The 18,746-nt window shown below is 69.1% G+C and carries 15 protein-coding genes; 9 read left to right on the top strand and 6 right to left on the bottom strand.

Annotated features, from left to right (window positions below; genetic code table 11):
• Positions 1 to 2 precede the first annotated feature (2 nt).
• Positions 3 to 3,386: a DUF2126 domain-containing protein gene (locus tag ACQPYY_RS01295; protein ID WP_433592490.1), complete on the bottom strand. Its 3,384-nt coding sequence runs from the start codon at positions 3,384 to 3,386 to the stop codon at positions 3 to 5.
• A gap of 192 nt (positions 3,387 to 3,578) precedes the next feature.
• Between ACQPYY_RS01295 and ACQPYY_RS01290 the strand changes: the two genes are divergently transcribed.
• From ACQPYY_RS01290 to ACQPYY_RS01280, 3 genes are all read left to right on the top strand, one after another.
• A complete protein-coding gene (locus ACQPYY_RS01290; RefSeq protein WP_379103500.1) occupies positions 3,579 to 3,722 on the top strand; it encodes a hypothetical protein in 144 nt (47 codons plus the stop codon).
• A 16-nt stretch (positions 3,723 to 3,738) separates the two neighbouring features.
• Positions 3,739 to 4,380, top strand: coding sequence for a hypothetical protein (locus tag ACQPYY_RS01285; RefSeq protein ID WP_379103497.1), 642 nt, complete (start codon positions 3,739 to 3,741; stop codon positions 4,378 to 4,380).
• A 155-nt stretch (positions 4,381 to 4,535) separates the two neighbouring features.
• The gene (locus ACQPYY_RS01280) at positions 4,536 to 4,727 is read left to right on the top strand and encodes a hypothetical protein (RefSeq protein WP_357275408.1); all 192 of its coding nucleotides are present in this window, start codon (positions 4,536 to 4,538) and stop codon (positions 4,725 to 4,727) included.
• A 38-nt stretch (positions 4,728 to 4,765) separates the two neighbouring features.
• Here ACQPYY_RS01280 and recR read toward each other — a convergent pair whose 3' ends face one another.
• Both recR and ACQPYY_RS01270 read right to left on the bottom strand, forming a co-directional pair.
• Positions 4,766 to 5,374, bottom strand: coding sequence for a recombination mediator RecR (gene recR, locus ACQPYY_RS01275; protein ID WP_379103495.1), 609 nt, complete (start codon positions 5,372 to 5,374; stop codon positions 4,766 to 4,768).
• A gap of 14 nt (positions 5,375 to 5,388) precedes the next feature.
• Positions 5,389 to 5,718 (bottom strand): YbaB/EbfC family nucleoid-associated protein, encoded by a 330-nt coding sequence (locus ACQPYY_RS01270; protein WP_357275404.1) that lies wholly within the window; start codon positions 5,716 to 5,718, stop codon positions 5,389 to 5,391.
• 101 nt (positions 5,719 to 5,819) lie between these two features.
• Here ACQPYY_RS01270 and ACQPYY_RS01265 point away from each other — a divergent pair, with 101 nt between their 5' ends.
• The gene (locus ACQPYY_RS01265; RefSeq protein ID WP_433592489.1) at positions 5,820 to 6,629 is read left to right on the top strand and encodes a MerR family transcriptional regulator; all 810 of its coding nucleotides are present in this window, start codon (positions 5,820 to 5,822) and stop codon (positions 6,627 to 6,629) included.
• Positions 6,630 to 6,645: 16 nt separating this feature from the next.
• A complete protein-coding gene (locus ACQPYY_RS01260; RefSeq protein WP_379103487.1) occupies positions 6,646 to 7,002 on the top strand; it encodes a VOC family protein in 357 nt (118 codons plus the stop codon).
• Here ACQPYY_RS01260 and ACQPYY_RS01255 read toward each other — a convergent pair.
• Positions 6,999 to 7,433: an SRPBCC family protein gene (locus ACQPYY_RS01255; protein ID WP_357275397.1), complete on the bottom strand. Its 435-nt coding sequence runs from the start codon at positions 7,431 to 7,433 to the stop codon at positions 6,999 to 7,001. The two genes, ACQPYY_RS01260 and ACQPYY_RS01255, sit on opposite strands and share 4 nt — an antisense overlap.
• Before the next feature lie 109 nt (positions 7,434 to 7,542).
• On the opposite strand from ACQPYY_RS01255, the gene ACQPYY_RS01250 reads away from it, so the two are divergent.
• Positions 7,543 to 8,436 (top strand): hypothetical protein, encoded by an 894-nt coding sequence (locus ACQPYY_RS01250; protein WP_433592488.1) that lies wholly within the window; start codon positions 7,543 to 7,545, stop codon positions 8,434 to 8,436.
• Here ACQPYY_RS01250 and ACQPYY_RS01245 read toward each other — a convergent pair.
• Both ACQPYY_RS01245 and ACQPYY_RS01240 read right to left on the bottom strand, forming a co-directional pair.
• Positions 8,433 to 9,575 carry an SLC13 family permease gene (locus ACQPYY_RS01245; RefSeq protein ID WP_433592487.1) on the bottom strand — a complete coding sequence of 381 codons (1,143 nt, stop codon included), beginning with the start codon at positions 9,573 to 9,575 and terminating at the stop codon, positions 8,433 to 8,435. The two genes, ACQPYY_RS01250 and ACQPYY_RS01245, sit on opposite strands and share 4 nt — an antisense overlap.
• 73 nt (positions 9,576 to 9,648) lie before the next feature.
• Positions 9,649 to 9,828, bottom strand: coding sequence for a hypothetical protein (locus ACQPYY_RS01240; RefSeq protein ID WP_433592486.1), 180 nt, complete (start codon positions 9,826 to 9,828; stop codon positions 9,649 to 9,651).
• 139 nt (positions 9,829 to 9,967) lie between these two features.
• Here ACQPYY_RS01240 and ACQPYY_RS01235 point away from each other — a divergent pair, with 139 nt between their 5' ends.
• The 3 genes from ACQPYY_RS01235 (at position 9,968) to ACQPYY_RS01225 (ending at position 18,729) form a co-directional block, all read left to right on the top strand.
• Complete coding sequence (locus tag ACQPYY_RS01235) at positions 9,968 to 15,796, top strand: pentapeptide repeat-containing protein (RefSeq protein WP_433592485.1); 5,829 nt, start codon at positions 9,968 to 9,970, stop codon at positions 15,794 to 15,796.
• Positions 15,797 to 15,985: 189 nt separating this feature from the next.
• Entirely contained in the window at positions 15,986 to 17,416 is a 1,431-nt protein-coding gene (locus ACQPYY_RS01230) for an FAD-binding oxidoreductase (RefSeq protein ID WP_433594537.1), read from the top strand.
• The gene (locus tag ACQPYY_RS01225; RefSeq protein ID WP_433592484.1) at positions 17,413 to 18,729 is read left to right on the top strand and encodes a class I SAM-dependent methyltransferase; all 1,317 of its coding nucleotides are present in this window, start codon (positions 17,413 to 17,415) and stop codon (positions 18,727 to 18,729) included. Before ACQPYY_RS01230 ends, ACQPYY_RS01225 begins: the two co-directional genes overlap by 4 nt.
• Positions 18,730 to 18,746 lie beyond the last annotated feature (17 nt).

The following is an 18,746-nucleotide window of genomic DNA, read 5'->3' as shown; positions in this document are numbered from 1 at the left end:
GCCTATCGATCGCCGACGTTCGGGTGGGCCCGCGGACCATCGGCCGTGCCCCACACGGTCCGCGCCCGGCGCAGATCGAGTATTCCGGGCGCGCCCACGTCCGTCGCCTGTATGGCCATTTTGGCACGCACATCGGCCAGATCGACCGGACCCGGAGTGTGCCCGGTGGATTCGAAGCGCCGGTTGCGCCGCGATTGCGCCACCACCGCGTTCACCGGCGGCCCGGCGTAGAACATGCCGCCGGGATGGCTCACGTGATAGGTGCAGCCGCCGCGCGACAGCCCGGTCTCCAGGTCGAGCACGTCGAAGACCAGGGGCGCGTCCACGGTGATGGTGGGGTGCAGGGATTCCGGCGGCTGCCAGGCCCGATACCGCACGCCCGCCACCTGCACGTCCGCGCGTCCGGCCGGGACCAGCGGCAGCGGGAAGCCATTGCAGGTCACCACGTATCGGTCCCGGTCGGCGCCGGTGACCCGCACCTGCAGCCGCTCCACCGACGAGTCCACGTACCGGGCGGTCCCCGATGCGGTGGTCTGTTCACCCAGGGTGTTCCACGGTTCGATCGCCCCGCGCAGTTCCACTTCCATATCCCCGAGTACCACCGAACCGAAGCGGGGAAAACGAAACTCCGAGAACGGATCGAGCCAACTGGTCTCGAATTCGATACCGTGCGCGCGCAGATCGGCCGCGACATCGGCGATATCGGCCTGCAGGAAATGCGGCAGCAGATAGCGTCCGTGCAGATTCGCGCCGTGCCGGATGAGCGGCGCCGTGTACGGATGCTCCCAGAACCGCAGCACCAGCGCCCGCACCAGCAGCGACTGCACCATGGCCATCCGGAAATGCGGCGGCATCTCGAAGCCCCGCAACTCCACCAGACCCAGTCGGCCGCGCGCCGAATCCGGACTGTAGAGCTTGTCCACACAGAACTCGGCGCGATGGGTATTGCCGGTGAGATCGGTGAGCAGATGCCGCAAGGCCCGATCCACCGCCCACGGCGGCGCGACGGACTCCGCGGAATCCTCGTCCGCCGCGGCCCGGCTCAACCGCGCGATCTCGGCGAACGCGATCTCCAACTCGTAGAGCGTGTCCTCCCGCCCCTCGTCCACCCGGGGTGCCTGCGAGGTCGGCCCGATGAACCGGCCGGAGAACAGATAGGACAGCGCCGGATGCCGCTGCCAATAGGTCAGCATCGAAACCAGCAGATCCGGCCTGCGCAGCAAGGGCGACCGCGCGGGCGTCCGCCCACCCAGCGTGATGTGATTACCGCCCCCGGTCCCCCGATCGGTGCCGTCCACATCGAACGCCTCGGTGCTCAACCGCGCCAGCCGCGCCTGTTCGTACAGGTTCTCCAGCAACCGCGACTGCTCACCGAACCCGGTGGTGGGCTGCACATTCACCTCGAGCACGCCCGGATCGGGAGCCAGCGACAGCGTGTGCAGCCGGTCGTCCACCGGCGGCGGATACCCCTCGAGCACGATCGGCACGCCCACTGCCACCACCGCTTCCTCGACCCGGCGGACGAGATCGCAGAAGGCCCCGAACTCACCGATCGGCGGCAGGAAGACGTACAGCTGTCCATCGCGGATCTCGGCGACCAGCGCGGAGATGGGCGCCCGTTCGGCGGACTCGACCACCGCCGCGGGCTCGCCGGCCACGAAGGGCTTGCGGGGCGCGAACGGATCCGCCTCCGCACTCGGCGGCGGCGCGTTCCAGGCGACCGACCCCAACGGCAGCCGCAATCCGGCCGGAGAATCGCCCTCGGTCAGCATGATTCGGCCGCGCCGCAACCGCCAGTCCGCGCTTGCCCAGCCCGCCTCGTCAGCCCGGCGATACATCGACAGCACAGAGGCCACGGGCTCGCCGACCGCGGTGTCGAGCCGCTCCAGCAGCTCGCGGCGGGCCCGCACCGAATCCCGGCTCGGCGCGAGATCCTCCTCCGATCCGATCGGATCTCCCGACGGCGCAGCGACTTTCGCCGCCATCCGGCGCAGCGGATCCTCGAAGGCCGGCCGAACCTGACCATCCGGCAGACCCAAACCCGAGGCGATGTGGCTGATCAGCGCACGCGCGGCGCGGGCATCGGTGGGGCCCGGCGCTTCGGCGGCCGCCGGGGAGGGCTGGGTCAGGAGGTCGGGGTGGCTCCAGAGGGGTTCGTCGTCATCGCGCCAGGTGAGGGCGATTTCCCAGCGCGGCAAGGGTTCCCCGGGGTACCACTTGCCTTGGCGGTACTGGATCAGACCGGCGGGGGCGTAGATGCGGCGGAGGCGGTCGGCGAGGTCGGCGGCGCGGTCGCGTTTGGCGGGGCCGTCGGCCTCGGTGGTCCATTCGGGGGCGGTCTGGTCGTCGACCGAGACGAAGGTGGGTTCGCCGCCGATGGTGAGGTCGATTCCGGCGGCGGTGGTGCGGGCGTCGACCGCGGCGCCTGCGGCGCGGATGCGCTCCCATTGGGAATCGGTGTAGGGCAGGGTGACTCGGGGGTCCTCGTGGATGCGGCGGACCGTGTTGGAGAAGTCGAGGGTGGCGGTGACCGGGTCGGTGGCGCCGGTGATGGGGGCCGAGGACACCGGGTGCGGGGTGGCCGCCAAGGGAATGTGGCCCTCTCCGGCGAAGAGCCCGGAGGTGGGGTCGAGGCCGACCCAGCCCGCGCCGGGGAGGTACACCTCGGTCCAGGCGTGCAGGTCGGTGAAGTCGGCGGGCGGGCCCGAGGGGCCGTCCAGAGACGGGACGTCCTGAGCCAACTGGATGAGGTAGCCGGAGACGAAACGGGCGGCCAGACCGAATTCGCGCAGGATGGAGACCAGCAGCCAGGCCGAGTCGCGGCACGACCCCAGGCCGGCGCGCAGGGTGTGGCCGGGCGTCTGCACGCCCGGCTCCATCCGGATCGTGTACGCGACGTCCTGGCGCAGTGCCTGATTCACGGCGATCAGGAATTCGATGGTGCGGGGCCGGTCGCGCGGAGTGTGGCGGCGCACCCAGTCGCGTACGAGACCGCCTGGCCCCGCGTCGTTTTCGCCGTCGGCCACCGGCCGCAGGTACGCCTCCAGGTCGGCGGCCAGTTGCGGGGAGTACTCGAACGGGAAGTGCTCGGACCGATCCTCGACGAAGAAGTCGAACGGGTTGATGGCGTCCATGTCGGCGATCAGTCCGACCACGATGGACAGCTCCGGCGTCGGTTCGTGGAAGACCAAGCGCGCCAGGAAGCTCCCGAACGCGTCCTGCTGCCAGTTCACCCAGTGGGTTCCCGGCGTCACCCGCATCGAGTACGCCTCGATGGCGGTGCGGGTGTGCGGGGCGGGGCGTAGCCGGACCACGTGCGGGTGGACGCGCACGGGGCGGTCGAAGGAATAGGTGGTGCGGTGTTCGAGGGAAACCTTGATCCCCATCCGTCCAGTTCACCACGGCGGACCCCAGGCACGCGGGAGTTTTTCCGACAGTTCGGACGACACGCGGTGTCCTCCCGCGCTTGTCGGTGGCGAGTGTTATCACCATAGGAACGGCTGAAGGAGGTTGCGGTGCATCCTGCCGGTTGCTCACTATGCGAATCGGCCCTCGATCACTGTCACGGGACATTGATCGTGCACGCCGCGGGTCCGGTGGAATGCACCGAATCCGAATGCTTCGACACCGATCGGGCCCGGCACCTGTTCGTGGCCGACTGCGGCGACGCGGCCGGCGGCTGCGCCTGCGCGGAGACCGGGCGGCGGACTCGCGCGGGCTAGCCACTAGCCTGGCCGGGTGAGTTACGACCTCGTTCTGCTGCCCTCCGGCGTCGCGTCCTCCCCCGCCGAGGTGGACGACCATCTGACCGGCCAGGAGGGCCGCCCGGCCGGCGAGGCGATCACCGGGATCGCGGCCGAGCTGGACAAACGCAATGCGGAGCTGCCCGAGGTCGACAGCTTCCTGGGCGCGCCCGCCGCCGACGGCGTGCTCGGTGACGCGCTGTTCGTGTCCACCCAGTACGACGCCATCGGGCACACCCGCTCGCTGCTGTTCGAGCTGGGCACGCCGCACGGGTACGCGGTGTGGGATCCGCAGCTGTCGTGGCTGGCGGATCCGGCCGGATCGGTGGCCGCCGCGGTCACCCACGGCGGGGCGGGCGAATTTCCTTACCTGACAAAACAACTGGTGGACCTGTGGATTCCGGAGCTGGGTCAGCCCGGTCCCTATCTGATCGCGGAAACCGCCGATCAGGTCTATATCCAGACCTATCGCCACCCGGACGGGCATTACGACCTCGAATACCGGGACGGCTCTCCGGACAAGCATTTCGCCGCCACCGCGAACGACCCGCGAATTGTCGCCGACCTGATCTGGGGCTGGGCGACCGGAGATCGTTCGGGATTCGATGCCCTGGACTGGCAGCGTCTAACGTTCTGACCAGAAATAACGGGAAGATTTCAATTTCCGGTTCCAACCCCCCACAATGTGCTGCGGGGGGCGGACGGAAAGCTAGCCTTCAGTTAGTTCAACACAGGGCTAATTGCACGCGGTGTTCCAGGTCGACGCATTATCACCGAGGCGAGGAGCGAAAGATGAAGCTACGCCCGTCCCTGAAAACCGGGACCTTGCGTAAGGGCCTGGCACTGGTGGCGGGTTTGGCGGCCACCTTCGCCATTGCCGTGGCTTTACACGCCAGCGGCGCCGGCGCCGATATCCCCCGCAACGTGCAGCACATTCCGTGCCCGCAGCCGGCGGCGCTGCCCGCACCGCCGACCTGGACCTGATCGACTCCCGGGGGTTCCCCCCGAAACCCCCGGACCGGCTATAGCGCGCGACGGCCGGAAAGGGCGCGGCCCAGGGTCAATTCATCGGCGAATTCGAGATCGCCGCCCATGGGCAGGCCCGAGGCCAGACGCGTCACGCTCAGCCCCGGGAAGTCGCGCAGCATACGGACCAGATAGGTGGCCGTCGCCTCACCCTCGGTATTCGGGTCGGTGGCGATGATGACCTCCGACACGTCCACCCCGTCATCCTGATTTCCGATGCGGGTCAGCAATTCCCGGATACGCAACTGATCCGGGCCGACGCCCGAGAGCGGATCGAGTGCGCCGCCGAGCACGTGATAACGGCCCCGGAATTCACGGGTGCGCTCGATGGCCTGCACATCCTTGGGCTCCTCGACCACACAGATCATGGTGCGATCGCGGCGCGGATCGGCGCAGATACGGCACAGTTCGCCATCGGAGACGGTGCCGCAGACAGCGCAGAACCGCACCCCGTCACGCACCTTCTGCAGCGCGGCTTGCAGCCGGTCGATCTCCGGCGGCTCCACCGACAGCAGATGGAAGGCGATGCGCTGCGCGCTCTTCGGGCCGACACCGGGCAGTTTGCCCAGTTCGTCGATGAGATCCTGAACCGGACCCTCGTACACCTACCCAGCCCCGCTCAGAGTCCGGGCAGCGCGCCGCCGAGACCGCCCGCGAGCGGGCCCAGCCGCTCGGCGGCCAGGTTCTGCGCGGTGTCCATGGCGTTGTTGAGCGCGCCGATGATCAGGTCCTGCAGGGTCTCCACATCCGAAGGATCCACCACCTTGGGATCGATGGTCAGCGACAGCACCTCGCCGGTGGCGCGGATCTTGGCGCGCACCAAGCCGCCGCCGGCCTCGCCCTCGACCTCGGACTCCGCGATCTCCTGCTGCGCGGCCATCACCGCCTGCTGCATCTGCTGGGCCTGGGCCATCAACTGCTGGAAATCGAAACCTTCACCGGGCTGCACGGCGCGTCCTTCCTGGGGGATGGTGATCGCACCCCAGCCTAGTCGCCGACACGCGACCGCTCGCTTGACTCTCCCCTCGCTGGAGGGTGTTCGCTGAAAGCATGACGGCAACGGTTCCGATCGGTGAGTTCTCCCGGCTCACCTACCTGACCATCAAGACGCTGCGGTACTACCACGAGATCGAGTTGCTGGAGCCGGTCGCGGTGGACCCCGACTCTGGCTACCGGTTCTACTCGACCGCCCAGGTGGATCAGGCGCACCTGATCAAGCGGCTGCGCGAGCTGAACATGCCGCTGCCGGAGATCAAGGCGGTGATGGCCGCCCCGGATCAGGTGGCGCGGGACGCGGCGATCCGCGCGCATCTCGAGCGGATGGAGGCCGAGCTGGTGCGCACCCGCGACGTGGTGGCCTCACTCAAGGCGCTGCTGCTGCCATCCGACCGGATCAGCGTCGAATACCGTTCCATCACCAGCCATCCCGTGATCGCCATGTCCGCCGACGTGGCGCGCGAGAACTGCGATGAATGGTGCGACCACAGTTTCGGGGAGCTCTACGGGGCGCTGGCCGCCGCCGATCTCGCGCCCGCCGGACCGGCCGGCGCGACCTACGCGCTCTCGTTCTTCGAGGAAGACCGGGGCGAGGTCGTCACTTTCGTGCCCATCGATCCCCGGCACCGGGACCGGTTCGACGCCGCGACGGTGCTGGACCTCCCGGCCCGCCGCTTCGCCATCGCGGTGCACGCGGGCCCGTTCACAGAATTCGACCGCACCTACGGCGCGCTGGGCAGCCACGTCGCCGAACACGACACCGCGCTCGCCGAACCCGTGCGCGAGCTCTACCTGGTGGGTCCCGGCGACGCCGAACCCGCCGACTACCGCACCGAAGTCTGCTGGCCGATCGGCCGGCTCTGAAAAGGAGAGAAAAACCATGGCACTGTCCCTCGGGAACATCACCATCGACTGCGACAACGCCGCCGAGCTGGCGGGGTTCTACGCGCAGCTGTTCGAGCGTCCCGTCGACGACGGCGCGACCGAATTCTTCGCCACCATCGACAACGGCGCCGCCACACCGACGCTCATGTTCATCAAGGTGCCCGACAAGAACCCGGGCAAGAACGTGGTGCACCTGGACCTGCACTCACCCGACCAGCAGGCCGAGATCGCGAAGGCGGTCGCGCTCGGGGCCAAGCATCTCGCCGACTTCGACGAATACGGCGTGAAGTGGGCGACGCTGTCCGACCCCGAGGGCAACCTCTTCGATATCGCGCAGGATCAGCCGAACTAGGCCAGTTCCTTCTTCAGGTTCTCGAGCACCTCGGCCTGGATCTTCTTCAGGCCGAGGGGCGCGAAGATGCCCTCGAAGATCCCGCCGATGCCGCCCGCGCCCTTCCAGGTGGTGCGCACGGTGACCAGCGAGCCGGAGCCCGAGGGGGTGACGGTCCAGGCGGTGACCATGGAGGAGTTCGAATCCCGTTCGGTCACCATGGAATCGGAGACCGAGACGGCCGCGCGCACATTGCGGGACCGCTTCTCGGTGGCCTGCAGGGTCCACTCCGCGACGGTGCCCGCGCCCTGGCCGCCCTCGACCACCTTGTAGTCGCGGTAGTGCGAGGAGAGGATCTTCGGCCGGACCGTTTCGTAGTCGGCGATCGCGTCGAGGGTGCGCTTCGGATCCGCCGCGACGACGATCGAACTGGAGGCGCTGACCTGTCCCACCATGTGCTCCTTAGTGATTGCGGGCTGACCGGCACTCTGCCCTGTTACCGCTCGGTCATGCTACGCGGCACCTATCCTGGGTGACATCTCTCGGGGGAGGACGCCGCCCATGACCCGCTTCGCTACCTGGCTCCGGCTCAATATCGACGCGGTGGTCGCCATCGTGATCGCGATCACCGCGGTGATCGTCGAGTTCATCGACAAGAACACCAAGCTCGATCCGGTGAGCAATGCCATCCTGCTGGTGCTGAGCCTGCTCGCGGTGACGCTGCTGCGGGACCGCAACCGGATCGCCCGGCTGGTCGGCGAGACCGCCGCGGTGCGCCTGCTCTACGGCGCGGAGGTGGATCAGGCGCACGCCATGGCCCGCCGCGACACCGACAACTGGCTCTACAAGGGCGGCACCGGAACCTATCTGCGGGCCACCACGCTGCCGTTCTTCCTGGGCCGGGTACGGGCCGAACAGCACCTGCTGAATCTGCGGGTCGAGATCCTGGACCCCGGCGACGAGCAGCTGTGTGAGGTCGAGGCGCAGCATCGCAATTCACTGCAGCCGGGCGGCGACGCGACCGGGCGACCGTGGACCACCGACCGGATTCGCAAGCAGTCCTTCGCCACGGTGGTGGCCTGCTCCTGGTACCGGGCCCAGTCCGAGCTGCTGACCATCGAGCTGGCGCTGTCCGCGGTGGTGTCGACCTACCGCTGGGACATGTCCGACAGCGTGGTCATCACCAATCAGCGCGGCTCGAACACCCCGGCGCTGCTCTTCGAACGCGGCAAGACCCAATACTCCGATCTCACCCGCGAATTGGCGTTGAGTTTCAAGCAGGCCCGCCACGTTCCGCTGGGCCGCGACAGCGAGCTGCGGCCACCCGCCGAACCGAGCATCGCGCAGGTGCGGCGGCTGCTGGAGCGGCTGGCGCTACCGCTGCCCGCCGTGTACACCGACGACGATGTCACCGAGATCGTGGAATACGCACTGCGACCGGCCAATACGTTCTAGCCGGTGAGCAGCAGCCCCGCGGTCGCGGCGGTGGTCGCGGCGACGGCCAGCACCAGGCCGGTCAGCACGAAGCGCCGCATGGGCACCCGCACCTCGTGGGTGCGGCAGAACTCCAGGCAGAGCAGGGTGGCCAGGGAGGCCCACGGCGTCACCACCGGACCCACGTTGGCGCCGATCAGCAAGGCCAGCAACTGATCCCGGCCGCCGTGCACGACCGCCTCCCCCGCGGTGTAGGCGGGCAGATTGTTCACGATGTTCGACAGCGCGGCACCCGCCCCGGCGGCCCGGAACACGCCCGGCCCGCTGGTGTCCTGCCCGATCAGGTGTTCCATCAGCGTCGAGAGCCCGTACCGCGACAGCGTCGGCACCACCAGGAACAGGCCCGCCACGAAAACCAGCAGCTGCCACGGCAACAGGGACGGCCGCAGCGCTGATCGATCGCAGATCGCGAAGGCCAGCACCGCGATGGCCGCCGCCGCCGTGGCCGCGATCCCGATCCGGTCCCCCACGAACGGAATCGCCAGCACGAACAGCGCGCACGCGCCCCCGGACGCGTACAGCAGCACTCGTTCCCGCAGATCCGCGGGCCGGATCGGTTCCGGCACCACATACCGTTCGGCCCCGCGCTGCGACCGCCGCCAGTACCACCACCACAGGCACACCATGGTCACCGCGATCGACAGCAACTGCGGCAGCCACATGCGGGCCGCGAACCCGGTGGCGTCCAAGGCCACCCGATCCGCGGCCAGCAGATTGGTCAGATTCGACACCGGCAGCAGCAGACTCGCCGTGTTCGCCAGCCACAGGGTGGTCATGGCCAGCGGCAGCGGCGGAATCCGCGCGGGCACGGCCAGCGCGATCATCACCGGTGTCAGCAGCACCGCGGTGGTGTCCAGGTTCAGCACCGTCGTCGTGACCGACGCGAACAGCACGCACAGCAGGAACAACCCGGCGTAGTTCCCGCCCGCGATGATCGCCAGCCGGTGCGCGATCACATCGAACACCTTGGCCCGCCGCGCCAGATTCGCCAGCACGATCACGCTGCCCAGGAACAACAGCAGCGGCGCGATCCGCCGCATATTGTCCGCCGCCTCAGCCCGCGGCAACAGACCGGTCGCGACGCACAGCAAGCCGGCCACGAGCAACCCGACCCTGACGACGTCCAGGGCGCTCGGCCTCCACCGGGCACGCAGCTCATCATCTACGATCGGGCTATCCACGGGTCCGCCCGCGCCGCCGATCGCCCACGATTTCCGCGGTAGCACGCAGCACCGCGGCCTTGTTTTCCGCCGGCACGCCTTTCAGCGCTATCCGAACCACCAGTATTTTCGCAAAAGCTCGGGCCAGCGGGGCGGTGATGCCCATGGCAAGGGCCAACTGTATGGCGTTCATGGGATCTGCCCCAGTTGCTCGACGTGTTCGGGCATCAGCCAATGATCCCAGGCTCGGGCCGGGCGCATGATCTGAGAATTGGGAAAGAGGTCAATTCGATTGGCCGCGGGGTGGTTTCGGGGGCGGGATACTGGGCGGTGTGACGGGGTGGGGCGGGCGGTTACTGTTCACGAGCTATTCGGCGGCCGACGAGCGATGGGCCATCTGGCTGGGATGGCTGCTCGAACACGCCGAGGGGCGGTATCGAACCCTGGTGTCGTCGTGGGACTTCGATCCGGCGGCGAACTACGGGGAGTTCGTGCAGCGCGGGGTGCGCGAGGCGGATCTGGTGATCGCGGTGCTGACCCGCGACTACGTGTCGTCGCGGCACGCGAACCGGGAGTGGCAGGCCGCGCTGGACGTGGATCCGGGAAAGCTGCTGGCCATCCGGGTCAGCGACTGCTCGCTGGAATGGCTGCCGACGGGGGTCGCCTGCCTGGACCTGTTCGGGGTGACCGACGAGGCCGAGATGCGGCGGGGGGTGCTGGACCGGGTCGAGCGGATGCTGTCGGAGCGGTGGATGCCGCGGCGGCGGGCGAGCCCGCGTTCGGACGACTTGTGGTCCGCGGCACCGGAGCCCAGACCGCCGGGCCGCCGACCGCTGTCGCCACCGGCCTTCCCGGGGGATATGGCCGCGGCTCGCACCCACGCGGGGCTGTCCATCCTGCATATCGGCGGTCCTCGGTTCGGGCGGGCGTCGGCCGATATCCCCACCGATCCGGAGGGTTTGCAGTCCCACATCTGGGGCGCGGTCACCGAGCTGGTGGATCGTCAGGCCCCGCCGCCGGATCTGATCGTGGTCAGCGGCGATCTCACCGAATCCGCGCATCCGACCGAATTCCGCAAGGCCACCGCGTTTCTCACCGGCCTGCGCGTGCTGCTCAAACTCGAACCCGACCGGCTGATCGTGGTCCCCGGCAACCACGACATCTCGAAACTGGCCTGCCGCGCCCACTTCCTGGACTGCGAGGCCAACGACCGCCTGCCCCGCGCGCCCTACTTCGCGAAACTGCGCCTGTTCGAGCAGATGTTCAACACCCTCTACCGCGGCCTCGACCACCTGGTCTTCGATGTCGGCCAGCCCTGGACGCTGTTCCCGATCCCCGGATTACGGCTGGTCGTGGCCGGTTTGAACTCGACCATGGCCGCCACCCACCGCCCCGAGGACGACTACGGCGCCATCGGCGACGAACAGAAGGACTGGTTCGCCGAGCAGCTGCGCGCCCAGGAGGCGCAGGGCTGGTTCCGGCTGGGCGTGCTGCGCCACGATCCGGCCCCCGGCCCGAACACCTCGCCCTACGACGCGGGCGTGCTGCGCGACGCCGAACGCACCTTCCGCCGCCTGGGTCCGCGCCTGAACCTGCTGCTGCGCGGCCCCGGCCGGGCGGGACGCTCGCTCGCGCACCCGGGCGGCACGCTGCCCGTCCTGTCCGCCCCCGCACCGGGTCAGGCCGAACTGGTCCACATCACCGATGCCGGACTCACCCGCTATCGCTACGACGAACCGCCGGAGCCTCCGGTCCCGCAGGCCCTCACCTGGACGAATGCCGTGGTGGCGCTGGAGAGCCGGGCCCCCCGGGAACTGCCCGCTCCCCCACCCGCGCCCCGCCCGGAACCGCGCACGAACGAGACCGCCCGCCCACACGACATGCTGCTGGAGCAGGTCGCCGAGGTGTGCGAGGTGCGCTATCCGGGAGCGCGCATCCGCCGCATCACCGCAGACCCGCACTACCTGCTGGTCACGGTGAATTCCGAGCCGGTCATCGAACAGCTCATCATCGGCGCGCACGTGGGCGAAGTGACCGGCCAGGTCCTCGACGCCTTCCTCGGCCCCGAACCGCGACCCGGCTCCCAGCTCATCTACCTCGGTCCCGCCCCGAGCCGCGAACTGTCCGACCGGGCGGCCGCCGAGGGCGTGCGGATCCGCAGCTTCACCGACTTCCAGGGCATGGTCGAACTCGGCGACTACCTGCGCAAACAGTCGGTCCGTCTCCGCGACGACCCGGCCTATCCGCCGGAACTGTATGTGCCGCAGCGCTTCCGCATGCTGGCCCCGCGCGGGCGCGAGGTGCAGCACGATCTGGTCGCCGAACTCATGAACCTGGTGACCGCCGCGGACGGCCGATTCGTGCTGCTGCTCGGGGATTTCGGACTCGGCAAGACCTTCGCGCTGCGCGAGCTGACCCGCCGGATCGCCGAGACCACCACCGGACTGGTGCCCATCCACATCGAGCTGCGCGAACTGGATCGCACCAGCTCCCTGGACACCCTGCTGGCGGCGCACCTGGCCAACAACGGCGAATCCCGCATCGACCTGCGCGCCCTGCGGTACATGCTGGAGCAGGGCCGGGTGGTGCTGCTGTTCGACGGCTTCGACGAACTGCTCACCCGCCTCAACTACGACAGCGCCGCCGAGCACATGGCCACCCTGCTGCAGGCCGCGGTGGGGCGGGCCAAGGTCGTGGTGGCCGGGCGCACACAGCATTTCAAGTCCTACGACCAGATCGCGGCGGCCCTCGACACCCGCGAGGACCCGCACCCGGACCGCTACATCCTGAGTGTGGAGAACTTCACCGACGAGCAGGTGCACGCCTTCCTGGTCAACCGCTACGGTCCCGGCGGGCCCTCGGCCGACGCCCGCATGCGGCTGCTGCGCGGCATTCCCGGCCTGCTGAAACTCGCCTGCAATCCGCGCATGCTGAGCTTCATCGCCGACCTGGACGAGCAGCGGCTGCGCACCGCGGCCGGGGCCCGCCGGATCATCGGCCCCACGCGGCTGTACGAGGAGATCCTGACCAGCTGGCTCACCTACGAGATCGAGCGGTCCCCGGAACGTGCCAGCTCCCAGCCCACCCTGGGCCTCACCGAACTGTGGCTCGCCGTCACGTATTTCGCGCTGCGGGTGTGGGAGAACGGGCGGCCCTACCTGAATCTCACGGAACTGACCGAGGTCGCGCAGGCCGCCGTGCAGGAGATCGACGCGAGCCGGCTCAATGTGGCGCAGTTCGTGCACGCCCTCGGCTCCCGCAGCCTCATCGTGCGCACCGACGACAACCGCTTCGGCTTCATCCACTCGTCGGTGCGGGACTGGCTGGTGGCCAAGGCCATCGCCACCCAGCTGAGCGCGGGGGTCGCCGAACCCGCGCCGCCGGCGCAGGCGCAGCTGGAACCCCTCGCCGTCGAATTCCTCTGCGATCTGGCCGAAGTCGAGCTACTGCAGGCCTGGGTCGAACGCATCCAGGACGATCCGGACGAACACGAGATCACCCGCACCAATGCCGCCCGGGTCGCGGCCCGGCTGCGCATCAGCCCCGACAAGGACCTGCGCGGCCTCGACCTGTCACGCGAGGACCTGTCCTTCCGCAATCTGCGGCAGCTCGATTTCACCGGCGCGAACATGACCGCCACCCGGCTCACCGGCGCGGTGCTGGACCAGGCCGTCCTGCGCGGCGTCCGGCTGGTGGGCGCGCAACTCGACCAGGCCTCCCTGGTCGGCACCGACCTCCGCGGAGCGGATATGACCGAAGTCCAGCTGACCAGCGCCAATCTCCAGAACGCCGACCTGCGTGGAGCCCGCCTGCACCGGGCGCACCTGGATCAGGCCTCGCTGGTCCGCGCCGATCTGGGCCGCGCCGACCTGACCGGGGCCCGCCTGGCCCGCACCGACCTCACCGGCGTGCGCGGCGAGGGCAGCCGGTGGACCCGGGCCGCGCTGCTCGACGTCATCGGCCGACCCGCCGGGACCGACCTGGCCGGGTCCGGCCGTGTGCCCGGCACCCCGCCATTGACCGAATTCGCTCCCGCCGCCATCGGGGTCAAGCATGGCGTGGACGCGCAGAGCGGACGACTGCCGCGACCGCTGGCCTACAGTCCGGACGGCGGCACCATCGCCGTGGGCTGCGACTCCGGCAGCGTGGTCGTCTACGGCGCGGACACCGGGCGCACCCTGCGCACCCTGCACGGGCACCGCGACCGCACCTTCGCCCTCGCCTACACCGAACAGGTGCTGGTCACCGGCTCGGCCGACGGCACCGTGCGGATCTGGGACGCCGCCAGCGGCGCGGTCAGGGCGGTCCTGACCGGACACGAGAACTGGCCCTGGCCACTGGAAACCGATACCGCCGGAACCCTGCTCGCCACCGGCGACGCGGCCGGCACGCTGCGCGTCCGGCGACTCCCCGACGGTGAACTGCTGCACGAATTCCCGCCGCCGGACGGCCGCCCGCAACGCATCTACAGCCTCGCCTTCCACCGCGACCGGCTCGCCGCCGCGTATCACGATGGGACGGTGCGGATCCGGCACCTGGGCACCGGGGCCGAGCTGGGCGGCTTCCGGGCCACGCCGGGACCGGTCCGCCGCGTCTGCTGGGATCCGATGGGCACGCTGCTGGCCGTCGGGGGCGCGGACGGCGTGCTCGGACTGTGGGATCCGGCCACCGGAACCCTGGTCCACGACCTGTCCGGGCACGAGCACATCGTCTACGCGATCGCCTTCCACCCGACCGAACCCATCCTGGCCAGCGGCGATCTCGCGGGCGGAATCCGGCTGTGGGACACCGGCACCGGCGTGCGGCGGCACCACCGCACCGAACACGGCAGTGCCCGCATCCACTGGCTCGGCTTCGATCCGGGTGGTGACATGCTCGCCTCCGGCGACACCGCGGGCGCGGTCTACGTGCGCGACGGCCGCACCGGCGCGCCGCTGCACAAGCTGACCGGGCACACCGGATCCATCTGGCCGTTCGCGTTCCGGCCCGACGGCACCCAGCTCGCCATCGCCGACGACCAGTTCGCGCTGCGGGTCTGGGATCCCGCCACCGGCGAACGCCTGCACACCCTCAACGGACACGGGCGGCACGTGCGCGCGGTGTCCTTCAACGCGGACGGCACAGTGCTCGCCGGTTTCGGCAACGACGGCAGCGTCCGGCTCTGGGACGCCGCCACCGGGCGGCTCACCCGCCGCCTGCGGGGCAGCGCGGACGGGCTGGTCACGGTGGAATCGGGGGTGTTCAGCCCGGCCCGGGCCACCCAGCTGGTGACGGTCGGTAATGCCGGGCGGCTGCGGGTGTCCGATATCGGCACCGGCGAGGCCGAACGGGAGATCACCGTCGACTCCGCGCCGGTGTGGGCCATCGCCTACGACCCGACCGCCCGCTTCATCGCCACCGCCAACGACGACGACACCGTGACGCTGTGGACCCGTGAGACCGGCGGCGAGCACGCGGTCTGTGCCGACCATCGCGGCCGGGTGCGCTCGATCGCCTTCGACGCCACCGGCGCGACCATGGCCACCGGCTGCGACGACGGGCAGATCCGGCTCTGGGCGGTGGAGTCCGGGGAACTGGTGGGCACGCTGTCGGATCCGACGCCGAGCGGCGCGGGTGGGCATCGCGTCTACGGGGTGGTCCTGCACGACGACCTGGTCGCGGGCATCTCCTGGGACGGCACGGTCCGGATCTGGAGCCGGGCCGGGGGTCCTCCGCTGCACCGGCTGGACCTGCATCGTGGGCGGCTGTGGTGCGTGGCGCGGGACGCGCGGTCGGGCCTGCTGGCCACGGCGGGCGACGACCTGGTGATCCACCTGTGGGACATCGCCACGGGCGAGCACCGGCACACCCTGCACGGCCATCGGAACCGGGTGCGGTCCTTGGCCTTCGATCCGTCCGGGCGGCTGCTGGCCAGCGGCGGCAATGACGGCTCGATCATGGTGTGGGCGCTGGACGAGTCCGACGCGGCGCCGGAAGCGCGGGCCACCCTGCTGGGCCTGCCGGAGGGCTGGGTGGCGTTCACGCCGGACGGCCGCTACAAGACCGAAGGTCTGACGGCGGGCCAGTTCTGGCACGTGATCGGCATGTGCCGGTTCGAAGCGGGCGAATTGGACCCGTATCTGCCGCAGATCCGGCAGATGGAACTCGACGACCCGCTGTAAACCGCTCCGCCACACCGTAAGCCAAATGTTAGCCAAAGTAAGAATCATCACGGTGTGACGGGGAATACTCTGACTACAGGGCAGGTCACGCCTGCCCGCACACAGGGAAACTATGTGTGAAAACCCGCCCCGCCGGTGCTTTCTTGCTGGCCGTACCGGTCGGTGCACGCTAGGTTTTCGAGGGTGGCAGTGAGTCTGTTGGGTAAGGCCGGCCGCGCACCGGCCGCACAGGAATCAGGTTTCGCCGCGCATCAGGCTGGGGTCGATCGCCTCCTGGCCTCCTACCGCGCCATACCGCCGGATGCCAATGTCCGGCTGGCCAAGAAAACGTCCAATCTCTTCCGGGCCCGCGCCCGCAGCACCGCACCCGGACTCGACGTGTCCGGATTGACGCAGGTCATCGCGGTCGACCCGGAAGCCCGCACGGCCGACGTGGCCGGGATGACCACCTACGAGAACCTGGTCGCCACCACGCTGTCCTACGGACTGGCCCCGCTGGTGGTGCCGCAGCTCAAGACCATCACCCTCGGCGGCGCGGTCACCGGACTCGGCATCGAATCCACCTCGTTCCGCAATGGGCTACCGCACGAATCCGTGCTGGAGATGGACGTCCTCACCGGGGCGGGCGAGATCATCACCGCGACCCGCGACGGGGAGCACGCGGAGTTGTACCGCGGATTCCCCAATTCGTATGGAACGCTGGGTTATTCGACGCGCTTGAAAATCGAGCTGGAAACCGTCGACCCTTTTGTCGAGGTGCGGCACGTTCGCTTCCACCGGCTGCGCGAACTCGAGGCCGCCATGGCGCGGATCATCGCCGACCGCGCCTGGGACGGCGAACCGGTCGACTACCTCGACGGCGTGGTCTTCACCGCCGACGAGAGCTACCTGATCCTGGGCCGCCAGACCGACGAACCCGGCCCGGTCAGCGACTACACCGGCATGGACATCTACTACCGGTCCATCCAGCACGACTCCCCGCGACCCACACGCGACCGGCTCACCATCCACGACTACCTGTGGCGCTGGGATACCGACTGGTTCTGGTGCTCGCGGGCCTTCGGCGCGCAGAACCCGCGCATCCGGCGCTTCTGGCCGCAGCGGTACCGGCGCTCCAGCTTCTACTGGAAACTCATCGCCCTCGACCACAAGTACGGCATCGGCGACAAGATCGAGGCGCGGCACGGGAATCCGCCCCGCGAACGGGTGGTGCAGGACATCGAGGTGCCGCTCGAGCACACCGCGGACTTCGTGGAATGGTTCCTGCGGGAGATCCCGATCGAGCCGATCTGGCTGTGCCCGTTGCGATTGCGCGACAGCGACGGCGAACGGCCCTGGCCGCTCTACCCGCTGGAACCCGAGCGCACCTACGTGAACGTCGGCTTCTGGTCGGCCGTGCCGACCGTGCCGGGACAGCCCGAGGGCGTGGCCAACCGCGCCATCGAACGCAGAGTGTCCGAACTGGACGGTCACAAATCGCTGTATTCGGACTCCTTCTACGACCAGGATGAATTCGCCGGCCTCTACTACGGCGGCGGCGCCTACTCCTCTCTCAAGAAACGCTACGACCCGGATTCTCGTCTACTGGATCTGTATTCGAAGGCGGTGCAACGCAAGTGACCACGTACAAGGACCGTTCCGACGTATTCGCCGAGCTCGGAACCAAACTGAGTATTGCCGAGATCTTCGCGACCCTGCTCGACGGCCCGGTGCCCATCCGCCTGACCTGTTACGACGGCAGCACCGCCGGACCCGAGGACTCCGAATTCGGCCTCGAGATCCTCACGCCCCGCGGCGTCAACTACATCGCCACCGCGCCCGGCGACCTCGGCATGGCGCGCGCCTACATCGCCGGGGACCTGATCGCCCACGGCGTCGAACCCGGCGACCCGTACGAACTCCTGAAGGCCATGGCGGGCATGAAGTTCCGCCGTCCCACCGCGCTGCAGCTGGTGGTCATCGCCCGTTCCCTGGGCTGGGAACTGCTCAAGCCGGTGCCCCCGCCGCCGCAGGAGGCCATGCCGCGCTGGCGGCGCATCGCGCTGGAGGGACTGCGGCACAGCAAGACTCGCGACGCCGAGGCCATCCACCACCACTACGACGTCTCCAACACGTTCTACGAATACGTGCTGGGCCCGTCCATGACCTACACCTGCGCCGCGTACGAGGACCCGGCCTGGACGCTGGAACAGGCGCAGGAGAACAAGTACCGCCTGGTCTTCGAGAAGCTGAACCTGAGGCCCGGCGACCGGCTGCTCGACATCGGCTGCGGCTGGGGCGGTATGGTGCGCTACGCCGCCAAGCAGGGCGTCCACGTCATCGGCGCGACCCTGTCCGCCGAGCAGGCCGAATGGGCGCAGGCCAAGATCGCCGAGGAAGGCCTGTCCGACCTCGCCGAGGCGCGGCACTCCGACTACCGCGACGTGCGCGAGGGCAATTTCGACGCGGTGTCCTCCATCGGCCTGACCGAACACATCGGCGTGCACAACTACCCGGCCTACTTCGACTACATCAAGTCCAAGCTGAAGGTCGGCGGCCTGTTCCTCAACCACTCCATCACCCGGCCGGACAACACCCGCATCACCAAGGCGGGCGACTTCATCGACCGCTACGTCTTCCCCGACGGCGAACTCGCGGGCTCGGGGCGCATCATCTCCGAGATCCAGAACGTGGGCCTCGAGGTGCTGCACGAGGAGAACCTGCGCGAGCACTACGCCCTCACCCTCGCCGAATGGTGCGACAACCTGGTGAAGAACTGGGACGACGCGGTCGCCGAGGTCGGCGAGGGCACCGCCAAGGTGTGGGGCCTGTACATGGCGGGCTGCCAGCTGGGGTTCGAACGCAATGTGGTGCAGCTACACCAGATCCTGGGCGTCAAACTCCCCGCGGACCAGACCTGGACCGTGCCCCTCCGCCCCTGGTGGAAGGCATAACCTCCGGAGGACGGGCA

It is taken from the genome of Nocardia sp. CA-145437, assembly GCF_050956485.1.
Taxonomy (GTDB): domain Bacteria; phylum Actinomycetota; class Actinomycetes; order Mycobacteriales; family Mycobacteriaceae; genus Nocardia.
Note: the sequence above shows the minus strand (reverse complement) of the source record. Positions and strands in the feature narration are given on the sequence as shown.